The following is a 19,227-nucleotide window of genomic DNA, read 5'->3' on the forward strand; positions in this document are numbered from 1 at the left end:
GAAATTATGCGCCGCCCGACGGCGCAGGATCGTCCGGCAGACCGCCCGTTGCGACATTGCCCGGAGCAACCGGGACGACTTCACCCGTGATCGTCAGACTGATAGTCGCGGTCATGACGGCATCCACGCCGCCACTGATCGGGAACGACTTGACGAACGCTCGGAACTGATCGGCCGTGCCGTCCGGATAGACGAGTTGGTAGTCAGTCGTCGTCTGCGACTTCTGCGCGGCCAGCATAGCCGCTTGACCTGCGCCCTTCAGATTGCGGTTGACGTCCAGCGAAAACGCGCCGTTGTCCATCAGGCCCGGTTGTTTTTCCTTCGCCTTGCTGTCGAGGTCTGTAACGTCGATTTCGTTCGCACTGCCATCGAACCCGCTGAACGATTTCACGTTGTTCACCTTCGTCCACGTCGGTTTCGCGTCGCCCGGCTTGCCCGTGTTGATGTAGAACCGCGAACCTTGCGCATTGATTGCCGTGCTGCTCATATCACTCCTTGAACCAGATTGAAAAATCAAGACGGCGGCCGTAAAGCTTCGTGTCCGTCTCATATGCGCTCGTCGGCGCCCCAATGGGGACAGCACCGGCGCGCATCATAGCGCGGCGTGCCTGCTGCATGCACCGGACGGATTCCCCCTTATCCGGCGACCAGATTGCGACCTGCATACGAGCGTTTTGCAGGTCGTCCGGGTCATTATCTAGGTCGACTACGCTAACCCCGCCTACGACTTGATAAACGGCATACGGCGGCTTTGCTCCGGTCGGCGCTTGGTCAGGGTAGGTTTTCATTCCAGCGATCGAGCGCAGCGCCGCAGCGGTCAGCGAATCAGCGTCGGCCATTGTCGACCGCCGTACAAATGAGGTCGACATGCTCGCGACGAGCGAAGTCCGGCGAAACTGCGTCGACGTTGAATTGCTGCGATTTCTCGCCACCCTTGCCGAGCAACACGGCCACCATGCCCTCGTGCAACCCTTCCCGGTAGCGCACACGAATCGACGTTTTGACCTTGCCCACCGGCTGATCGGAACGAAGCACCTGCGAGCCCGAGTTACCCAGGACGTTGGCCCATACCTCGCACACTTTTACCCATGCTTCCTTTGGCTGGCCGTATGCGTCCTGCGCGTCCGGGTCGAGCGCTTCGACTCGCACGCGACGGTTATAGCTTCCTGCCTTAGTCGTTGAACCCGACACTTCACACCCCCGGAATAACGCGCCACGGCCGCAGCAGTGCGCGCGAGTTGAACGGCAGTTCCACAACCGCTTGCCCGCCCGCCGAATCCTCCCGATTCGTGTATTGCTCCGCGAACATCTTGAGGATTGCCGCCTTAATTGCCCCGTTTATCACCATGGCGAACGGGCCGGCCGTGCCGGCCTTGCTCGCGGCATCGAGCGCATCTTGATCCGGATACACGTCACGATTCAGGTACGCGAACGCCGACGCCTCTGCACCGTCGAGCAACACCGCGCATACATCATCTTCGACGCCCTCATCCTGCCGCACAAACGACAGTGCCAATGAAAGCGGAATCACGCTCATTCCGTCGCCGCCTTGCCTCGCGCCGACGCCTTCGGCTTACCGCCTTCCAGCGCTTCAGCAGCGCCGGCCGCGGATTCCAGTTCCGGCGGGCACTCGTCGCCCGGCTCATACGTAACGGGGTAAATCTCGCCATCGGGAACGCCGCGCCAAACCTTCGAAAACACTGCCATCTATCTCCCTCCATCCGAAAAAAGGGGCGGCACGCTCTCATGCGCCCGCCCCCACGTTCTACGGGCCGCTTACGCCGTCGCGCCGACCTTCATTGCGCGCAGGCATTCCGGCGTCAGCAGACCGCCGCCGACGCGCTTCGTCGTGTAGAACTGCACGTTCGGCTTGTTGGTGTACGGGTCACGCAGAACGCGCACGCCAACGCGGTCGTTGATGAGGTAGCCCCGCATGAAGTCCCCGAACATGATCGGGGCCGCACCGGCGGCAACGTCGGGCATGTCCGGCAGTTCCGTGATAGCGTAGCCCGCGAGCGTCGCAGGCTGTCCTGCGACAAGCGACGGTTGCCACAGGTAGTTGCCCGTGTTGTCCTTGAGCTTGCGCACCTTGCCTTGCGTCGTTCGGTTCATCGTGAAACGCGCATTGAGCGTGTAGATGGACGGCAGGTCATAGATGAGGTCGAAAATCGCATCGGACGTGATCGCGTTCGCGTCGCCGCTATTGACGGTCTGGATTGCGCCGAGCGGATGCTTGTCCGCGTTTACGCCGCCCTTGATGTACGTCAACAGCCCGGTCGGCTTCTTGTCGCCCGTACCTGTCAGGAAACCCATGCCCTCCTGTTTGGCGAATTCCAACTCCACTTCGGCCGCCAACCACGATTCGAGGTCGATCTCGGAATCGTCCAGCATTTGTTGCGTTGCGGCCGGGTTCGCATAGATTTCGCCGGTCGTGTAGCCAAGCGACTTGAACGCCGGCCCCTTGGTTTCCGGACGAGTCTCTTCCTCGCCAACCCAACCCGACTCCGTGCCGCGCATGTTGAACAGCTTCGAGTAGGCCGCCTTCCCGGTCGATTGCACGCGGCAGATTTGACGCATGGGCGACACGAGCACCAACTTACTGTTGATGGTTCGATCCCACTCGACCGGCGTGAGATAGCCGCCTTCCTCCGACGCGCCCTTGTTGAGCGCCGCGCGGACATCACCCTTTTGGAAATGCGCATGAAATGCGTCGGAGTACTCCTTGTCCTTGACCTTCGCGCCTGCGCCCATCTGTGCGCCCGCCATCTGCACCGCGAGCTTGTCGATCGCCGCTTGGATTTCAGACACTTCACCGTCGATTCGTTCGACCTTCGCGCGCGTATCGCTCGACGTGTGACCGTTCGCCTTCAGCTCCGCCAGCGCGCGGTCGTTCTCGGCCTTGTACGAGGCGAATGCAGTATTCACGCCTTCGATAAGCGCCTTCACGGTCGACATGTCGACTTCGGCGTGCACCGACTGAATACCGCACGCGTTGATGCCTGCGAGTGCTGCGAGAACTACCGATGCCAGCTTGCTTTTTGCCATATGTGCTTATTCCTTGATCGAGTTGATGAGGTTTTGCAGCGACGCTGCGAGTTCTGCCGCGCCGCCGCTTTTTGCCGGCTCCGACGTTGCATCCGGGCGCATTCTAGCCAACACCTCCGCGCGCTGTACGCGGCTCATTCCCGTACTTGCAAGCGCGGAATCGACAGTCGCGAGGATGCGCCGCTGCTCTGCCGCTTTGGTGTCGCCCTTCGACGTTGCCATGCCGTCCAGCAAGCCGGTTGCCATGCCGTTTTTGATGGCCTGATCCGCGCTAATCCACGTTTCCTTGTCCATCAGTGCAGCCGCATCGGTCTTGCTCATACCCGAGCGCTTCGCGTACAGGCTCGCCATTGCGTCATCGAATGGCGCGAGCGTTTCAGCCGCCGCGATGAAGTCGTGTCGGTTCCCGACCGCAACCGACCATGCGTTGTGAATCATCAGGAATGCGCCGTCGCCCATGAGGATTTTGTCCCCGGCCATTGCGATGACGGATGCCGCGCTCGCCGCCAGCCCCATGACGTTCACCGTCACTTCCGCGTCGTGTTGGCGCAGCAGGTTGTAGATTGCGACGCCTTCGAAAAAATCGCCGCCCGGCGAATTGAGATTGACCACCACGGGGACGCCTGCGCCGATACTGCGAAGCGCTGCCGCGATCCGGTTGGACGTAACGCCCGCGCCGTCCCACGTCTCACCGATAGCACCATTGATCGTGATGCCGCCAACATCGTCACCGGCGGCCGCCCTGATCTCAGGTTGCCAGCGTGCCAGCACGTCCGGGCGCGCGATCTGCTCGCCACCCTTCAGGCACGAAGCCGCCTTGATTTCCGGCAGGCTCAAAAGACTCATTGTTTAGCATCCCCCTTCAATTTCTGCGTCATCGGATTGCGTAGCTGATCGGCCACGGCGTCATTATTGCGCGGCATGTCGAGGGTGTCGCGCACCTCGTTTTGCGTCATCCACGGCGACGAGCCGCCCGCACCAAGCGCCTTGCTGAAGAATGCAGCCTGATCGTTGAGCGTACCGCGCAGTAGCGCCGCTTCGTTAAACTTGAACGCATATGCGCCAAGCTCTTTGTCGGTCAGAAAGCAGCGGGCGAGCGCCTGCTCCCACTGTACGAACCAGTGCGACAGACCGTACTGAATGAAGAACAGCGCCAGTTGCTCGACGCCCGAACCCCACGACGTATCGTCCATCATCAGCAGCGGGCGCGGCACACCGTACATGCGGGCCACTTCCTCAATCTGATGGTTCCGGTTTTCGATCTGCTGCGACGACTGTGCCGTTGTGCCGAATTGCTTCGCCTTGAGCCCTTCTTCGAGAATCATCCAATTCCCGGCGTTTTCCGCGCCGCCGTGATCCTCATGCAACGATTCCTTCAGGCGGCCGTATGCCTGATCGGATAGTGCCTCTTCGGCTTCCAACGCACCGCCCGCCATTACGCCAGTGCGAAACAACGTTTGTGTCGATTTCTCTGCCTCTTCCGCGAGGTCAAGCGCATTACGCCCGAGGCGCAACCGGGAAATTCCGCGGATGCCGTCGAGCGACACGTCACGCAGGTGCAATACCTCGCTCGACTTCAGTTCGATTTCGTTGCCGAACGGATCGACGTGATCGTAGACAACCTCGAACGATTCAGTAAGGCGCGGGCGAGTCGAGAAGCGCCGACACGGCACGATTGCCACGGGCCGATTGCCGAGCGGCGAACGAATAACTCGGCCGTAGCCGTTCCCGTCAAGTAAGGCGTGTAGCTGAATCAGGCTCTTGAATTCGTGCGGCGTCTGCCAACCGTTCGGCTTGAGCTTGATTAGGCGATGCGCCGGGTTGTTCGACTGCATGGCCTTCGTGTCGTCGGTTGCCAGCAGATTGATGGGAAGCATGCCTACCGACTCGCTGATAAGCGTCGCGCACCGCAACAGCGCCATATTGCGCAAGCTGCGCTCACCGTCTTGCCCGTCTACCTCGCCGCGCCGCACGTATTGCAGAAAGCGAGGGTCGTCCAGCCCATTAAATGTTGCGCCGCCCGACGGCGTACTCACTGCCGCGCGCACGGCTGGCTCTTGTCGCACCTCCTGTTGAGTAGTGCTACGTTTAAACAAGTTCCAAATTGCCATATCCCCCCTCAGAGTCGACGGATTCCGCGCCTCTCATAGACTGATTTCCCGCGCGCCGCCGGGTTGGTCATCATGAGCGACACGGCGTCGAATAGTGCCATCAGCGGGTCGATCTTGGCCGATCCGCTCACCTGCTTGGTAATGTTGATTGCGTTACCCACTGGCACTACTCGAGCGTTTCCAACGCACCAGTTCATCATTCGCGTTCCGCCGTGGATGAGTGCGCCCTCGACCGGCTCTGCGTCGGCCTTGCGCCCGGATGCTGCCGCGATGCGCCGCTCTGCCGTCTTGATCGCTCCGGCCAGCTTCCAGCCCTGCGAGATACCAACAATCGAATCCTCCGGGATACCCGCCTCGACCAGTGCGTCGAGAATCCCGCCGATGCCAGCCGGGTCAGCGCCTACCTTGTCGAGCAACCCCGCGTCATGAATCTGCTTGACCCGCGCCGCGACCTCCAACACGTCGTCCCCGATCTGCTCGCACACGGTCAGGTCGCCGTCGCGTTCGAAGTCACGAAGGGTCGACGCAATATCTTTGCGGCGTTCGAATACGCTTTTGTGCGCCCATGCGTGAAACCACACCAACCAGTTACGCGTGTCGCGAATGCGGCCGACCACTGCGAAGCCCAACAGGTCATCGAGCCCGCCGCCGTCGATGCCAACGTCGATCACCTCGCACTGTTCCAACAGGCTTTCGAGCGAGAGCGCCGGCTGTATCGCCGCCCCTTCCCAAAACTCCGCACCGGCCCATCGATCTGACCGCAGAGATAGACCAATCTCGACGTTCGCGTGCTTCGCGAGGAATCCGCGAAACGATTCCTCGCCCGCCTCTTTGCTCTTGCGGAACTCGCGTTCGAGGAACGCTTGATCGACCGAGTACCCGAAATTCGGGTTGACCATCGCCAGATTCTCGACCAACAGGTGTTCCTTCCGGGCGCGCATGTCGTCGGGATGCTCATATATGACCGGCACAAAGCACGGGTCATCGATCTTCCCGTCGCGCACGTCCCGCGCATATCGGAGCTTCTGTGCGAACACGCCGGCCGGCGGCTCGTTCGATTGCGTCGTGAGGTAGATAACGAAGCCCTCCGGGCGACTGGCAAGGCCGCCCGTAGCTTCCCGCAACATGTCCTCCGCGTTCGGCATCTTGCCGAACAGCCACAGTTCATCGATCAACGTGCCGACGCTCTTTTTCCCCGAAACTGTGTTGGCGTCGGCCGCAATCACCTTGAGCGTCGCGCCCATCGTGCGATGCGTAATCGTCTTGATGTGGGTCTGCACCTGAAACAGCGGATCTAGCTCGGGCTCATGCTTCACCATGTCGCGCGACGGCGCGAAGCTGTTGTTCGCGACCTCCATCGTTGGCGCAAGGATTGCGTACTCGGCCGACAGGCGCTGATTCACGAGCATGGCGGTCATCATGATTCCAGCCGCCAGCGTAGATTTACTGTTCTTCTTCGGCAGGCAGACGAACCATTCCGTAATGAGCCGCCGCCCCGGTGGGCCATACTCCCCATGCCGGTCATACGCGCCAAAGATCGACCGCACGAGGTCAAACACCCATTCCGCCGACGCTTCGCCAAACGTAGGCGATCCGGGCGCGTCAACGATCTTCAGTTCCTTGAAAATGCCGAGCGCATACTCGGCTTCCTCCGGGAAGATGGGCGGCGGAATGATCGTCTTGCCGGCCTTCAGGCGCTTGCCCCAATCCTTGCACGCCGTCGACCACTTCAACGTCATACGCGCTTACCTCCCGACGCCGCCAGCTTCGGCGGCGGCGGCCCGCCAAACTTCGACGCCGCAGCCTTCGCTGCGTCGGCTTGCTGCTCCTTCTTGCCTTGCTCACCCTTCTTAGCGTGTTTAAACGGCATGAGCGAAATAGCCGCCTGCACCCGCACCTTCTGCTCGCTCTCCCGATCGTTCATGACCGCGAGTAGAAAATCCATCGGGTCTTTAAACGTCATCAGCTTGTCGAGGTCGAACCCGGCCGCCCGCGCGGAATTCGCTGCGCGGGTTGCGGCAGCAGCCGCCTTTTTAGCGTCGTCAGCGGCTCGGCGTGCTTCCGGCGTGTCCGGAATGTCGACCGGCTCGGCGGCCGGTTTAACGCCGTCGTAGCCCTGTTTTAACAGGTAGGCTTTAACGTCTTTGTCTTTAACAAGACGCGACCCGGCCTGCGATGCCGTCGCCGCGCTGTAACCTGCCGCGATAGCCGCTGCCTTATTGGACCGCCCCGCCATGAGGGCATCAGCGAACTTCCGTTTCTTTGCTGTAAGTGCCATTAACAAAACTCTCAAAAGGGGATTTTTTCCCCGCGTGCGGGAGCGGTCGGTCTTGGCGGGTCGGGGTCAAAAAGTTTCGACACCCCCACCCCACTTTCCCAGCGATTCGTCAAGCCATTTTCTCGATTTTCGAGAAATATTTTTCGGCCTACTGGTCGTGCATCGCTCTACCGATACCCTGCACGTCGCTCGGCTCGGGCCTTCTCTCCGTCATGGTGCGGCTTACATAGCGTCTGCACGTTCGCCGGGTCGAGGCGCAGGCGGTCGTCGCCCCGGTGCGCAATGATGTGATCGCCTATCGTGCCGACCGGCTCCGCGATGCCACGCTCCGCGCACTTCAACACCACGTCGACGGGCGACAGGTGCAACATGCCAAGGTCGCGCAGGCAGTAGACGCAATGCGGATGCTCGGCAAGATGTTTCGCCCGGACACGTTGCCAGTCCGCGCCGTAGCCACGCGCCGCCGCCGTTGTCTTGCCGGCGCGCCATGAACCAGCCGTGACGGTCTTGTGCCGCGCGTCCTGCGGCTTGAGCCGTGGCCGCAATGTTTGGAGCCTCGCCGCCATTACTGCGCCGCCCGATGCGGCAACACCGCGTCGACCAGCTCTGCGTCCTGATCGTCCGCGACCACCACATTGCGCCAATTCAGGTTATCGACGTACGTGAAGCCGTCGGCCCGCACGTTCGCCGCGTACAGGCCCGGATCGCCCTTGCGGCGCATCAGCACAATCAATTCCATGTCCGCGCCGCCATACGCGCAAAGGGATACTCTCTGAATGGGTTGCTTGCTTGCGTCGCTCATCTGCCCGCCAAATAGAAAAGCCCGCGACCAGTCTCCCGGCGCGGGCTATGGGTTGATTTGTCTGCCCTTTGCGGGAGAGTCCCGATTCTACGGCGCGGCATCTGCGCAGTTCGGCACCTCCGCAAACATGGCGCCTGTGTCTTATGCCGCCTCTGCGAGCGGGAACACCTTGCGATGATCGATCAAGCCTGCGGCATCGAGCGATGCGGACAGCGCCGTGTAGCCCGCCGCCTCACGGGCAGCGACCCACTTCTGAATGACCGACCCATGCGCAGCGGCGGACGCGGAACCGACACCGTAGCGACGTGCCGCCATGTCCAGGTCAACGTGAGCGCCGAAGTGCTTGCGGACAACTGCAACACGGTATTCCTGCACGGGCAGGCCGGGAATTTCCTCTGCTGCGCACGCCGCCAATACCGCCGTGATCTGCTCAAATTCGCGCGTGAGTTTCCAGCCTTGACAGCAACGCGAGCCGCAGTCGCATCGATCCTCCCTCGCGACACGACCCGCCATGACTGCGAGAAGCTGTTGCAGCGGCAGGGCTTCCATGTGCCGCTTGATGATGCCGACCGTCCCCGCACCATCGAGCGCCTTGTCCGTATCGACCTGATCGCGCGCCGCCTGCGATTCGCCGTAATTCAGTGCGAACGACACCGCCTCATGTGCCGTCCGGAAAATCCCCGCTGCTGCTCGTTTTTCGCTCATTCTCGCTTTTGGTTGGTAAAAGAAAACGCGCCGCCAACCTTGATAGCTGACAGCGCGTTTCGATTATCCCGATCCCTTAGTGAGACTGAACATGAGCCGATTCCGCCGGCTCACTGCGTTCGTCATGTGCGCCGCATAGTGCGGTCAGGATAAGGACAAACACCGCAGCGTCTAACAGCGCCCTGCGCATTACTTGCCCTTCACCAGTTCGCCGTCCGGGTTCTTCGGGTCATACGTACCCGTGTTCGGGCCGTTCGGGTCGTATTGCGGAATGATCTCGACCTTTTGGTTCCGCAGGAACACATTGCGCACCATCGCGCCAAGAATGACCAAGACCGCGACTCCTGCAACCCCGTAGATAACCATGTCGTTCATTTTTTTATCCCTCTCAGTGAATGACCGTGAATGTGATGCCGTTGGCCGTGAGCCAGTCGCCTAGCGCATGCCGTGGCTCTGCCACCTTCGGCCACCGATATACGATTTCGATAATAGCGTCGGGCCGCTCGCTTATTTCTCCGGCGAATGGCGCGCCGGGAAACGTGACGAACGGCACGCCGTCAACGATTTCCCGCTGCGCGTGTTCCGCCAGCGCTTCGGGCACGTCGTCTCGCAGGATGAACGCAAGCGCCGTCATTCCGCCGCCACCGATACGCCGTACCGCCCGACAACCAGTGCGCGCGCCGCCGCTTCGAGGGGAGTCTCACCGACCCCGTAGCCCGCACGCTCGCTTTCTGCCCTCGCCATCCATCTGCCGCCGTCCGGGTAGACGCCGACGCGCCGGCGCTCAATCAACGCGCCGCCGTCTTTCCAGTCCGTCGACGGACGGAACGGGCTGCGCACCGAATAGGCGCGCGTGTCGACTCCCGGAATCATGAGGGCCACGCGGGTCAAATGGCATTGCCCGCCCTCGATTTCCACCGGCAGGCCCAATGCCTTGCCCGTCCAATAGTCAAGCACCGCGCCAGTCAGTTCGCCCACCATGACGCGGGCACGCTTCGAGGCAGAGCCCGGCGCATTCGGGGCGGAAAGCTCATACTCGCCCGATTCCATGAAGGGCGTCAGCGTCGACCGGTTGTCCTTCACATTGGCCGTGACCCATGCGTGTTCCGTGTCGACCATTCGCGAGCGCTCGACCAGATAGGCGCGCATCGGCTCCGGAATCCACGCCAGTACGCGCACCACGTCCGGCAGGCGGTCGCCGTTATGGACAACGCGCTTGACCGCGTACACCATCGTTTCGACCGGCGCGTCTACTGCACCGTGCCCCGTCCTCCCCTTGACTAAAAAGTGATCCTGCGTCGGGACTTGCACCAACAGCCGCGTTGCTTGCATCACCACCCCCTCACCGCGTACCGAAAAACCATTTCGAGCGCCCGCTCGACATGAACGGCGCAAGCTCGCGCGCGTTCTGGCTCACCCGCGCCGTCGCCCGGAGAACAGAGCGCGAATTCGGCCGCCAGCCTTCCGCCGACTGAAGAATCGGCCGCGCACGGGTCGGCACGTAAATGTCGACGGCAACCACGTCGGGCCGATACGAGTTGTCGGCCTTCTCGCGGATACGCCGCGCCATGAAGCAATGCGCCTCGACCGTCTCAACCGTCTTGCGCCCCTTGATCGTTACCTCAACGTCTACAGCCAGTCTCATAGCCTGATTTCCATTTTCTCGTTTCGAACCGGCTCCCATCGCCGGAAAGCTTCGTTCCACGTATCGCGCTTCTCATCGCGCGTCAGCTTGTGGCCCTGATCGTATTCAGCGTGACACCAGTAGCAGGCCGGCACCGTGAGCCCGTCCGCCACCTTCAGCCCCATACCCTTCCCTTCGTTGCGGTGTGCCGGCACGACGGTTTCATCTGCCGGCCGGCGCGGGCATATGCCGGGAATCAACAGGTAGCAGGGCTCGCCCCTACACGCCGCCAGATACTTCGCATCCTCGCCCGTGGCTTTCTTCGGCCGGGACGGCTTGCGCCGCTTGGCGGGTTTCTCATCCCGCGCCGCCGGGCCGGCGGCCTTGCGCTGGAAACCCTTCGAGGGCTTCGAGAACGTCGACCACTGACCCGGTTTCGCCTTGACCTTGAACGGCGTACGTTTGAGCGCGCGCTCACGCTTTACGCAGTCCTCACGGGGCTGCGCACGGCCCAAGCCGCTCAAGCGCTGAACCCCGCCGCCCGCTGCTGCTGGCCGACCGACGCCATGCCGTGAAATGCCTTGTACAGTTCCGGGTCGAGGTTACGCAGCCACGAATTCCGCGGCCATCGCCCGCCAAGCTCGCTATCCGGCTTACGCTTCACCGTTCGCCGGTTGTGCTTGCCGTCGAACAGGTTTTTCCCCGGCCCATACACGTACACCAGCGCTTGCGAATCCTTGGCCACGACGTGAAGCGCCTGCCCGGCATCCTCTGCCGACAACTGCCGCACGATGAAGGCGACCGTTTTTCGAGGCGTCCGCAGCGCTTCCGCGATTTGAACGACGGTACGGCGTCCGCCGTCCTGCATCAGTTCCTCGACGCGCTCGGCCGTCGACATTTTCGGAACAATGATTTCGTCTTTCCCGTTGTGCATGTTCTACATTTCGATGTGCATTGCTGCGCGCTTGCTGTTGCGCGCACCGGGCGGCCATTGCTGACCGCGCCGGAGCTACTACGTTTCTTGAACCTCGATACCGTGTACGGCACGCATCAGGTGTCGTTTCAGCGAGTACACGGGCGTTTTCATGCCCTTCACGTCCTCGACTACCTGCTTGCCGTCGCGCTCGTACACAAAATCCGCCACGTATGTCCGGGCGCGCTTTCGCTTCCCATCCATCACCACCGCCGGCGCGATTTCAAAACTCACCTGCAACCGCAAATCACTGATGATTCCGGCGCTCTGCATGCGCATGAGGTCGAAATACCTCGACCGCTCGCGCTCGCTATCGAACTTGATCCCGTCGGCCTCACACTTCCGGTTTCCGTACTTCGAGGCGTTCGCCTTCGTGCCACCGATCGACGGCGCGCCCACGCCGTCCGCAATCTCGTCAAACCCGGCATCGACGCTTGGCAAGTTGCCAGTCTTTCGGGCAATCAACCGCTGCGCTGTCGATAGCTGCGACCTAATCCGGGCCGTGCCGATGTGCGTGGCGTCGCCCGGCACGTCGATATCCCACCCCATCTGTCGCCCGCCGCCTTTCGGCTTGCGCCTACTGCCTACCGCCTGCGACAACGCTGCCCGCGCCGCCGCCAACCTCTCTTCCTTTCCTTGCATCCGCCTCCATCGCCCGGTACGCGGCCTATCCGGGCTTTGCTTCGAACCTAACCGGATTCAACCGGCACGCGCCGCCGCCAACCACGAAAACCCAATCCGGTTGATGCGCGCAGTTCCGAAACCCGAGCCGGTACATTCGCGTATGTCCCGGCCGCTCCGTTGCATGCCTGCACCCCCTGCACACCTTAGGAATGCTTACCTCTTGGTAAGCGTGTTCCCCCCGTGTTTCTCGCATCCCCTTACCCTCCGGCCATCGGCAACCCCAATGCCTCATGAGCGATACGCAGCTTGTTCAAATCGTGACTTCCGGGCCGCTCACGCTCTTCCCGCACGATTCTTTCCGCCCAACCTCTGTTTCCGCCTTTCGACTTGTTCAGCGGTGCGGCCTGCCTTGCGATCCGCTCAATCTGCTGCTGACCTTCCGCCCTGCTCGTTTCCGCCGCGCCGGGAGCCGCAAGCATCGCGACACGCTCGGGAACCGGCGGCACGCTACCCGACTGCTGCACGTGTGCCAGCGCGGCCCGAAACCGTGGAAGTAGTTGCGTATGCGTCTGTTGCAGCATGTCCCACTCACCAACCTTCGCCGCCGCCCAAAAGATCGCCGGGTTCGACCAAACGTCCTTTCCATGCTGGCGGCGACGCATCTGCTCGATTGCCTCATACAGCGCCGAGTCAACATCGATCGCCGGCTTACACGCTTCGATGAACTCGCCCCATCCCGGCGCAAACTTCATCCGCTCACAGCCCCGGATGCCGCGCCGCAAGTCACCGGGAGTCAGCTTCGCGTCTACGATCCGCTGCTCCCATGCTCGGCGCATGTTCGCGATCCCCGAATCCTCCCCACCGACCATTTCCCCGCTTTCGAACTTCGCCACGAACTGCCTGCCGAACAGGCCCAACAACTCGGCAAAGACGTAATCCATCGCGGCATCAATGCGCGACTGCTGCGCGCCGCCCGCTGCAACCTCCATCAATCCGCACCCCCATCGATCCATCGTGCATCGCCGTCAATCGTTCGGTCGTCGCGCGGCGCGTCGCAGTAACCCGCCTGACCCGGCATACCGTTCGGGAACAACGCGGCATACGATCCGGAGCGCTGTTCATCGCGTCGGCTCGGCGCTTGTTGCTTCGCACCCGCATTGTTTCGAAACCAATCCGCTTTAAAGCCCTGCCATGAGGCACCGGCCGCGTACTGGACTGCCTGCGCTGGCGTCATACCCACTTTTGCCGCCTCGCGCTGAACCGTCTCCCACACCGTCGCCGTCACCTCTTTGCCGTTGCGGGCCGTCATCCAGTCGGCTGCGTGCTGCTCGTCCACACCCTGACTTACGAGAAACGCAATTGACTGCTCGCGCTTCGAAACACGCTTTGGCGGCGCAACCGCCTTAGCTCGATCCTTGGTTTTGTTCAATCCTTGCTTAACATCAGTACTTACTAGTGTCGGATTGGCCGTATCCGGTTGAGCCGTACCCGGTTGAGCCGTATCCGGTTGAGCCGTACCCGGCAACACGGGGATTTCCGACACCAGATAGTCGTACCCCGCCAACTTCCCGGCGCTCCCTCGTGCCGCTTGCCGCGTGATGTATCCGGCCTCTATCAGTTCCGACAGGATCGCCAGTACACCGTCGCGGCGCGTATGCGCTCGCGTGCCCTCCGTTTCGTTCACTAATGCCGTTCGGCTGACTCGCCAGCCGTCAGGCTTTCCGAGTAGGTAGACCAGCATTCCCCGCGCCGCCCACGACAAACGCCGATCCTCGCTGATGGCTTTGTCGAGTATGTAAAAGTTGCTTTGTGGCCTTGCTGCGCGCTGAATCGCCACTACGCCCCCTTACGCAGAAACGCCCAATCAGCGGATGGGTGCAAATCCTCACAACACACCGCGCCGCCCGATTCCCGCTCAATCGCGATGCAGAAGGCCGCGCCGAGCTGCTGTTTCCTGCAAATCGCCTTGCGCAGATAGTTGATGCTCGTTCCGACGCGCTGCGCAAACTCGCGCTGCTTCGCCGTCGTGAGCGAGTTAAGAAAGACCTTGAGTTTTTCCATAAAGGCTCCGTTGAACCATGACGCACACTTTACTCCGGGTAACATTTTATCGCAACCGTTTTGTTACCTCGGGGAGCCTTACGCGATGAAGCCTTATTGTTTACGCACAACACCCAAGGTTCTTACCTTTGAGAAAATGTCGCCGCCCCTGTAGGATGGGAGGTAATGAACAACTAACGGGGCTCAATTCCCTTCACGCATGGACAAGTACGAACACCGCCGCCTTCGACTCACCGAAATTCGCGACGACCTGTGCAATGGCAAGGCGTCGGAACTGGCCCGGAAAATCGGGAAAACTGATTCATACGTCGCCCGCATGCTGTGGCCCGACGGCAAGGACGGGCGGAAGCGCATGGGCGGGGAAATGGTGTCGCAGGTCGAGGATGCCATCGGTATTCCGCGCGGCTCGCTGGACGGAAATGAGCCAATCCTTCGACTTGTAAGAAATGTCAAGACTGTTCAAATAACCAATACCAAAGGTAATATCAAGGGTCCGAACGTTGAAGCCGCCCCAAAATTCGGCGCGGTGCAGCGAGTCCCGCTCATATCGTGGGCGAGTGCCTTGGAGACCGAGAGATTGAATGCCGCAGTAGAAGAATGGATTGCCGCGCCGTTTCAGGTGCTGGACGAATCGTATTACCTGAGAGTGCGAGGGCTATCGATGTACAACCCGGCCGGCGAACCGTCGTTTCGCGACGGCGACCTGATCCTTGTGGAGCCGGCGCAGACTGTAGACGGGGGCGCGCTCGTATTGGTCGAAATCCCCGGCGAGCCGGAACCGCTGTTCCGCCAGGTATACGTCGAAGGCCGTGAACGCTACCTGCGAGCGCTCAACCCTGATTGGCCGGAGGGCATCACACGTCTTAGCAGCGACGCCCGCGTAATCGGCGTAATACGATCCAAAGTAGTCCGCTACTGACCCCCGCCCAAAGAGAGCCACGCCCCTGAGGGCTCTTTTTTTTACCCGAAAACTTTCCCTCGGGTATTGACCTGACAATTCCCCTTAGGTAACATCATTTCCATCGTAACGAACCGACAGGTAATCGCGATGGAAAAGGATCGAATCACGGAGTACGCGAAGGGCTGGAACGCCGCGCAGATGAATCGCCCGCTTCCCGCTGATGCGGGTCTGATTGCGGCAATCGGCTACCGCGACGTGACGCTGGCTCACCCGCAACGAGCCAAGCGACGCGCAGCAAAGAAAGAAATTCCGCAACGCGCGGAGGGCTGGCGCTTCGCAGGCGCGGCCGGTCGTTTCACGGTTTGGCACGCAGGCAAGAACGACTACCGCGTGACTGACGGCGCACAGGGTGAAGTAGTCGGCACCCGCGACCAATTCGGCCTTGCTCATGCGCTGGCGAGCCGCCTCTATGACTACTTCCGCCTTCACGTCGAGCAATGAGCGCCACGCGTCAGCACGTCCGGTGCAGGCGCTGCGAAACGCGCTGTTGCCTACCCCGCCTGCTTTCCGAATATGAGACGCCACCAGCGTGTCGCACCTGTGGTCGACGCGATTACCGCGTCGACAAATGGATGAACCGCCGGAACACCACGCTCGCATGTTGCGGGTGCGCCGGCTACTGGTTCCCCCATCGGCGCGGCTCGCTGTACTGCTGGAAACGCGCAGACGGCACGGACAGATACCCCGGCGATCCCGATTTTGCTGATCGCAATTACGACCCCGACATTCACGCCCCGAGCTACGCAGCATGAACAACCGAATCATTTCCGCGACCATTGCCGCGACCGCTACGGCAACTGCCATCGGCCTGTCTGCCGTCGCAGGCACGCAGCGCGGCGGATGGGAAAGCGAGCGCGCCCTGTTGATCGCAATGGGCGTCGTACTCGTCGTAGCGGCCCACCTGATTCCCGCATTGACGCGCGGAAAGTCTGCGCCGGCCCGACTGATCGGCTTCGCAATTTGGGCGGCGGCGATGGCGGCGACCTGCTACGGCCACGCTACGTTTTTCGTGTTCGCGGCCAGTCATGCTGGCGACGACAGGGCTAGTCACGTTACCGCCGCCCCCGTTACTGCGTCACGTGACCCTGTGACTATCGCGCGTGACCGCGCCGCCATAGCGGGCAAGCTCGCTCAGGCGCAGGCCGAGCGATGCCGTCGCGCCTGCCCCGACTTGCAGGCGCGCAGGGCAAGACTTGCCGGCGAAATTCAAGCGCTTGACGTTGAGAGCGACATGGCGGCGCGTGACTCCGCTAGACGTGACCGCGTGACCGTCGAGCGTGACGCGGCGGCGCGTGACCCGATGACCGCCGCGCTCGGCCTTTCGTCTGTCGTGATTGGGATGCTGTTCGCCGCCGTGCTTGAGGGCGTCGCCTGCCTGTGCTGGACGATTGCCCTCGCCCCTGCCGACGTGACCGCCGCCGTTACCCCCATGACCAAGCGCGCAGCCAACAGTGATGACGCCAAGCCACCGCCGGACAGGCTCGCGACCGGAGGCTTTGTGGCTACGACTCCGGTTCACGCTCCGGCCCACTTGCCGCATGAGCACGTCGTCCCGAACTCGATTGCCGAGCGCATCAGCCAAAGCGCGCTCAACAAGGCAAACCAGAAGCGCCATTCGCAGGTCGTGACCGTCGCCCGATCGGATACCGACCTAGAACGCGCCCGCGCCGCCGTAGAGGCGAATCAGCTACGGGCAACCGTCATCGAGATTCGAAAATTTCTTGGCTGTTCGCAGAGCCGCGCAGCAGCCGTCGCAAAGCAACTCAAGCAGCCTGTTTAAACATGCACTCGACCATTCCCCGAACCCTCGCGGACTACCGCGACAAGACGCAACGCATGCAGGTCTACACCCTCAAGCGACCCCGATGCCCCGCATGCGAGAAACAGACCACTACCCGCGACCTGCAAATGTTCGGCCGCTGCTACAAATGCCATACGAAGGGAAAAGCATGACAACCGATAAGAGCCGCGCTGATGCGCTGACGGAAATCACGCAGTTTCTGACTGACGTTGTAACGGCTGCCGGCCTACTGTCATATGGGCGTACCGACAAGAAGCTGGCAACGAGAATCGGTGAGCACGCAGACGAACTGCGAAAGCGTATGCACCTTCTCGCCGCATCCCCTGTCGAGCAGCCCGCAGCAGTGCCGGCGCACAAGCCGAACTGCGCAAGCCTGAACATGTTGTTGCTCACGTCGCCGCCCAAGCCCGCACCGTGCGATTGCGGTGCCGCTGCACCTGCAAACCGCCATGCGGCATTCGAGTGGTCAGAGGCTGGCGCAGATGCCGCCCGCGAATATCTGGTTCGACACCTTCGCGCGGCAGTTGGCAACGACACTTTCACTCAGTACATTCGAAGCGAGCTTGCGGGCGATTTTGCCCTGGCAATCGCAAACGCTCGCGCGGCATCTACCGACAACCCGGCGGGCTGGATACTCGTACCGGTCCAACCGACCGGCGTAATGAAAGACGCCGGGCATTGGGCGTTGCCGGTTGGCGTTGGCGGCCCATGGACAGCAGCGGCCGTCTATCAGGCAATGATTGATACCGCGCCGCCGCCGAAGGCAAACGGAGACGACAGCGGGGGCGCGCAATGATCGAAGCAGGCGAAGTCTTGAACCTCGCGCGGCGCGCAGTGCAACTCTATGCGGAGACGCACCCTCGGCCAGCACACGTGACTATCCAACAAGCGGCCGAAATGATGGGGTTGAGCCGCCACACCGTGAGCAAGATGGTCGGCATGGGGACACTCCGACTCAACAAATGCGGACGCATCCCCATCAGCCAAGTTGACGCCGCACTACAGGGTAGCTAACCGAGCGGCAATATCAGCAGCGGATTCACGGTAATACGTCCGCTGCAATATCTTGAGGTCGGCGTGGCCGCTCACCCGCGCCAAAGTCATCACGTCTACCTTCCGGGATAGTCGGGTCAATGCTTCGGCCCGGCTATCGTGAAAATGCACTGTGGCAATGGACGGGTACACAGCAGCCAGCCGCTCCCGCGCCTTTCGGAAAAGAGCGTCGAGGCTTTGACTTGAAATCGCAAAGCACCGCTCCTTATCGGCTACAACACGCAGAAGCCTCACCGCTTGCCGGGTCAACGGCACCTCACGCGGCCTACCCGTCAAATGCTGCGTCTTGTGAGGCACCCGCGCGACCCGCTTGTCGAAGTCGAGCGTGCCTTTCCCGAGCGCCAATATCTCGCCCGCGCGCATAGCCGACCGCAGCGCGATCAAAAACGCAAGCGCCGTTTCCTGCTGCAACGATTGCGGCGGAACGCCTGTGCGATAGCCCAATTGCCTACAAAGCAACTTCACCTCAAGGGGCGAAACGCGCCTGTCACGAGGCGGCGCGTCGGCGGGTAGCCGGAACCCCTCGAACGGGTTGGCATCCATCCAGCGCCATTCCTTGCGCGCGACTGAGAATGCGTTTCTCAGCCAGCTAATATCACGCAGGACTGACGCCACACCCACGGCCGGAACCTGCTGCCCATCACTCCCCACGAATCCCCGCAATCGCGCATCACGCCATTCCGCTAGATCGGGAGTCGTGACGTCGGCTAGTGTCTTGTCGGCCAGCATAGGGAAGTTGCGGAGGAACGCTCGCAGCCGCATCGACTCCGGGCGCGCGCCGCGCTTCGCCGGGATTATCTCCGCGTCGTAGCGCTCCAACATGGCGCGCAAGGTGTAGCGCTCGGCCGGCCGTTGCGCGGCCTGCTTCCGTAATTCGTGCTCGCGCGCCGCTGCCCAAGCCTTAGCTTCGCGCTGTGTTCGAAAGGTCTGTGAATCGCGAACGGGTTTGCTGGCGGGATCGGGCTTAACCGAAATCTGCGCGCGCCAACCGTCTTTGTAGGGAGTAATCGAAGCCATCGTGGGGAGTGCCTTGGGGAGAGTTTGCGTACTCAGTCCCCCAATTATCACCCAAGCGCGTCGATTTGTGCTGTACGTCTGTACAGTGGAAGGGACGCTAACCCCTTGATTTACCGTGAATCGACATAGAGTGTCGAATCACGTTTAAAGCCGTTGGTGCGTGAGGCCGGAC

At 61.6% G+C, this 19,227-nt stretch carries 28 protein-coding genes; 4 read left to right on the plus strand and 24 right to left on the minus strand.

From position 1 onward, the window contains the following. Positions 1 to 4 precede the first annotated feature (4 nt). The 23 genes from H3O04_RS11435 to H3O04_RS11545 form a co-directional block, all read right to left on the minus strand. Positions 5 to 487: a phage tail tube protein gene (locus tag H3O04_RS11435; protein ID WP_175768494.1), complete on the minus strand. Its 483-nt coding sequence runs from the start codon at positions 485 to 487 to the stop codon at positions 5 to 7. 1 nt (position 488) lies between these two features. Further along, the gene (gp17, locus tag H3O04_RS11440; protein WP_202587699.1) at positions 489 to 839 is read right to left on the minus strand and encodes a tail completion protein gp17; all 351 of its coding nucleotides are present in this window, start codon (positions 837 to 839) and stop codon (positions 489 to 491) included. Beyond that, the gene (locus tag H3O04_RS11445; protein WP_442862825.1) at positions 826 to 1,191 is read right to left on the minus strand and encodes a phage head closure protein; all 366 of its coding nucleotides are present in this window, start codon (positions 1,189 to 1,191) and stop codon (positions 826 to 828) included. The genes gp17 and H3O04_RS11445 overlap by 14 nt, the downstream gene beginning before the upstream one ends. Position 1,192: 1 nt before the next feature. After that, positions 1,193 to 1,537, minus strand: a complete 345-nt coding sequence (locus H3O04_RS11450; RefSeq protein ID WP_202587701.1) for a head-tail connector protein — start codon at positions 1,535 to 1,537, stop codon at positions 1,193 to 1,195. Further along, entirely contained in the window at positions 1,534 to 1,707 is a 174-nt protein-coding gene (locus H3O04_RS11455) for a hypothetical protein (RefSeq protein WP_202587702.1), read from the minus strand. The genes H3O04_RS11450 and H3O04_RS11455 overlap by 4 nt, the downstream gene beginning before the upstream one ends. Positions 1,708 to 1,776: 69 nt before the next feature. After that, positions 1,777 to 3,045 carry a phage major capsid protein gene (locus H3O04_RS11460; protein ID WP_202587703.1) on the minus strand — a complete coding sequence of 423 codons (1,269 nt, stop codon included), beginning with the start codon at positions 3,043 to 3,045 and terminating at the stop codon, positions 1,777 to 1,779. 6 nt (positions 3,046 to 3,051) lie between these two features. Continuing rightward, positions 3,052 to 3,891: a head maturation protease, ClpP-related gene (locus tag H3O04_RS11465; RefSeq protein ID WP_202587704.1), complete on the minus strand. Its 840-nt coding sequence runs from the start codon at positions 3,889 to 3,891 to the stop codon at positions 3,052 to 3,054. Then, the gene (locus H3O04_RS11470; protein ID WP_337249630.1) at positions 3,888 to 5,093 is read right to left on the minus strand and encodes a phage portal protein; all 1,206 of its coding nucleotides are present in this window, start codon (positions 5,091 to 5,093) and stop codon (positions 3,888 to 3,890) included. The genes H3O04_RS11465 and H3O04_RS11470 overlap by 4 nt, the downstream gene beginning before the upstream one ends. A 71-nt stretch (positions 5,094 to 5,164) precedes the next feature. Next, on the minus strand, positions 5,165 to 6,889 hold the full coding sequence (locus H3O04_RS11475) for a terminase large subunit (RefSeq protein ID WP_202587722.1): 1,725 nt from the start codon (positions 6,887 to 6,889) through the stop codon (positions 5,165 to 5,167). 2 nt (positions 6,890 to 6,891) lie between these two features. Continuing rightward, a complete protein-coding gene (locus H3O04_RS11480; RefSeq protein ID WP_202587706.1) occupies positions 6,892 to 7,434 on the minus strand; it encodes a terminase small subunit in 543 nt (180 codons plus the stop codon). A 167-nt stretch (positions 7,435 to 7,601) separates the two neighbouring features. Then, positions 7,602 to 8,000, minus strand: coding sequence for an HNH endonuclease (locus tag H3O04_RS11485; protein WP_202587707.1), 399 nt, complete (start codon positions 7,998 to 8,000; stop codon positions 7,602 to 7,604). Next, a complete protein-coding gene (locus tag H3O04_RS11490) occupies positions 8,000 to 8,236 on the minus strand; it encodes a hypothetical protein (RefSeq protein WP_202587708.1) in 237 nt (78 codons plus the stop codon). Before H3O04_RS11490 ends, H3O04_RS11485 begins: the two co-directional genes overlap by 1 nt. 141 nt (positions 8,237 to 8,377) lie before the next feature. After that, positions 8,378 to 8,941, minus strand: coding sequence for a hypothetical protein (locus tag H3O04_RS11495; protein ID WP_202587709.1), 564 nt, complete (start codon positions 8,939 to 8,941; stop codon positions 8,378 to 8,380). 189 nt (positions 8,942 to 9,130) lie between these two features. After that, entirely contained in the window at positions 9,131 to 9,316 is a 186-nt protein-coding gene (locus H3O04_RS11500; protein WP_202587710.1) for a hypothetical protein, read from the minus strand. 13 nt (positions 9,317 to 9,329) lie between these two features. Then, positions 9,330 to 9,575, minus strand: a complete 246-nt coding sequence (locus H3O04_RS11505) for a phage portal protein (RefSeq protein ID WP_202587711.1) — start codon at positions 9,573 to 9,575, stop codon at positions 9,330 to 9,332. After that, complete coding sequence (locus tag H3O04_RS11510) at positions 9,572 to 10,273, minus strand: phage protein NinX family protein (RefSeq protein ID WP_237666248.1); 702 nt, start codon at positions 10,271 to 10,273, stop codon at positions 9,572 to 9,574. Before H3O04_RS11510 ends, H3O04_RS11505 begins: the two co-directional genes overlap by 4 nt. Before the next feature lie 10 nt (positions 10,274 to 10,283). Continuing rightward, positions 10,284 to 10,625 (minus strand): hypothetical protein, encoded by a 342-nt coding sequence (locus H3O04_RS11515; RefSeq protein WP_202587713.1) that lies wholly within the window; start codon positions 10,623 to 10,625, stop codon positions 10,284 to 10,286. Further along, positions 10,583 to 11,089, minus strand: a complete 507-nt coding sequence (locus H3O04_RS11520) for a nuclease domain-containing protein (RefSeq protein WP_237666249.1) — start codon at positions 11,087 to 11,089, stop codon at positions 10,583 to 10,585. The genes H3O04_RS11515 and H3O04_RS11520 overlap by 43 nt, the downstream gene beginning before the upstream one ends. Continuing rightward, positions 11,086 to 11,499 carry an Lrp/AsnC family transcriptional regulator gene (locus tag H3O04_RS11525; RefSeq protein WP_176307923.1) on the minus strand — a complete coding sequence of 138 codons (414 nt, stop codon included), beginning with the start codon at positions 11,497 to 11,499 and terminating at the stop codon, positions 11,086 to 11,088. The genes H3O04_RS11520 and H3O04_RS11525 overlap by 4 nt, the downstream gene beginning before the upstream one ends. 78 nt (positions 11,500 to 11,577) lie before the next feature. Continuing rightward, positions 11,578 to 12,180 (minus strand): DUF1064 domain-containing protein, encoded by a 603-nt coding sequence (locus H3O04_RS11530; protein WP_237666250.1) that lies wholly within the window; start codon positions 12,178 to 12,180, stop codon positions 11,578 to 11,580. Between the two features lie 239 nt (positions 12,181 to 12,419). Next, on the minus strand, positions 12,420 to 13,151 hold the full coding sequence (locus tag H3O04_RS11535) for a hypothetical protein (RefSeq protein WP_202587714.1): 732 nt from the start codon (positions 13,149 to 13,151) through the stop codon (positions 12,420 to 12,422). Beyond that, positions 13,151 to 13,903, minus strand: coding sequence for a hypothetical protein (locus tag H3O04_RS11540; protein ID WP_202587715.1), 753 nt, complete (start codon positions 13,901 to 13,903; stop codon positions 13,151 to 13,153). Before H3O04_RS11540 ends, H3O04_RS11535 begins: the two co-directional genes overlap by 1 nt. A 95-nt stretch (positions 13,904 to 13,998) precedes the next feature. Beyond that, on the minus strand, positions 13,999 to 14,223 hold the full coding sequence (locus tag H3O04_RS11545) for a transcriptional regulator (RefSeq protein WP_060131747.1): 225 nt from the start codon (positions 14,221 to 14,223) through the stop codon (positions 13,999 to 14,001). 199 nt (positions 14,224 to 14,422) lie between these two features. Between H3O04_RS11545 and H3O04_RS11550 the strand changes: the two genes are divergently transcribed. From H3O04_RS11550 to H3O04_RS11565, 4 genes are all read left to right on the plus strand, one after another. Beyond that, the gene (locus H3O04_RS11550) at positions 14,423 to 15,142 is read left to right on the plus strand and encodes a S24 family peptidase (RefSeq protein WP_202587716.1); all 720 of its coding nucleotides are present in this window, start codon (positions 14,423 to 14,425) and stop codon (positions 15,140 to 15,142) included. Between the two features lie 129 nt (positions 15,143 to 15,271). Next, the gene (locus H3O04_RS11555; protein WP_202587717.1) at positions 15,272 to 15,625 is read left to right on the plus strand and encodes a hypothetical protein; all 354 of its coding nucleotides are present in this window, start codon (positions 15,272 to 15,274) and stop codon (positions 15,623 to 15,625) included. A 307-nt stretch (positions 15,626 to 15,932) separates the two neighbouring features. Beyond that, entirely contained in the window at positions 15,933 to 16,964 is a 1,032-nt protein-coding gene (locus H3O04_RS11560; RefSeq protein WP_202587718.1) for a hypothetical protein, read from the plus strand. A 169-nt stretch (positions 16,965 to 17,133) separates the two neighbouring features. Next, entirely contained in the window at positions 17,134 to 17,781 is a 648-nt protein-coding gene (locus H3O04_RS11565; protein ID WP_202587719.1) for a hypothetical protein, read from the plus strand. A 203-nt stretch (positions 17,782 to 17,984) separates the two neighbouring features. On the opposite strand, the gene H3O04_RS11570 is transcribed toward H3O04_RS11565, so the two are convergent. After that, positions 17,985 to 19,055 carry a tyrosine-type recombinase/integrase gene (locus H3O04_RS11570; protein WP_202587720.1) on the minus strand — a complete coding sequence of 357 codons (1,071 nt, stop codon included), beginning with the start codon at positions 19,053 to 19,055 and terminating at the stop codon, positions 17,985 to 17,987. Positions 19,056 to 19,227: the final 172 nt, after the last annotated feature.

The sequence above is a fragment of the Burkholderia sp. KCJ3K979 genome (genome assembly GCF_016759955.1).
In the GTDB taxonomy this organism is placed as follows: Bacteria; Pseudomonadota; Gammaproteobacteria; order Burkholderiales; family Burkholderiaceae; genus Burkholderia; species Burkholderia orbicola.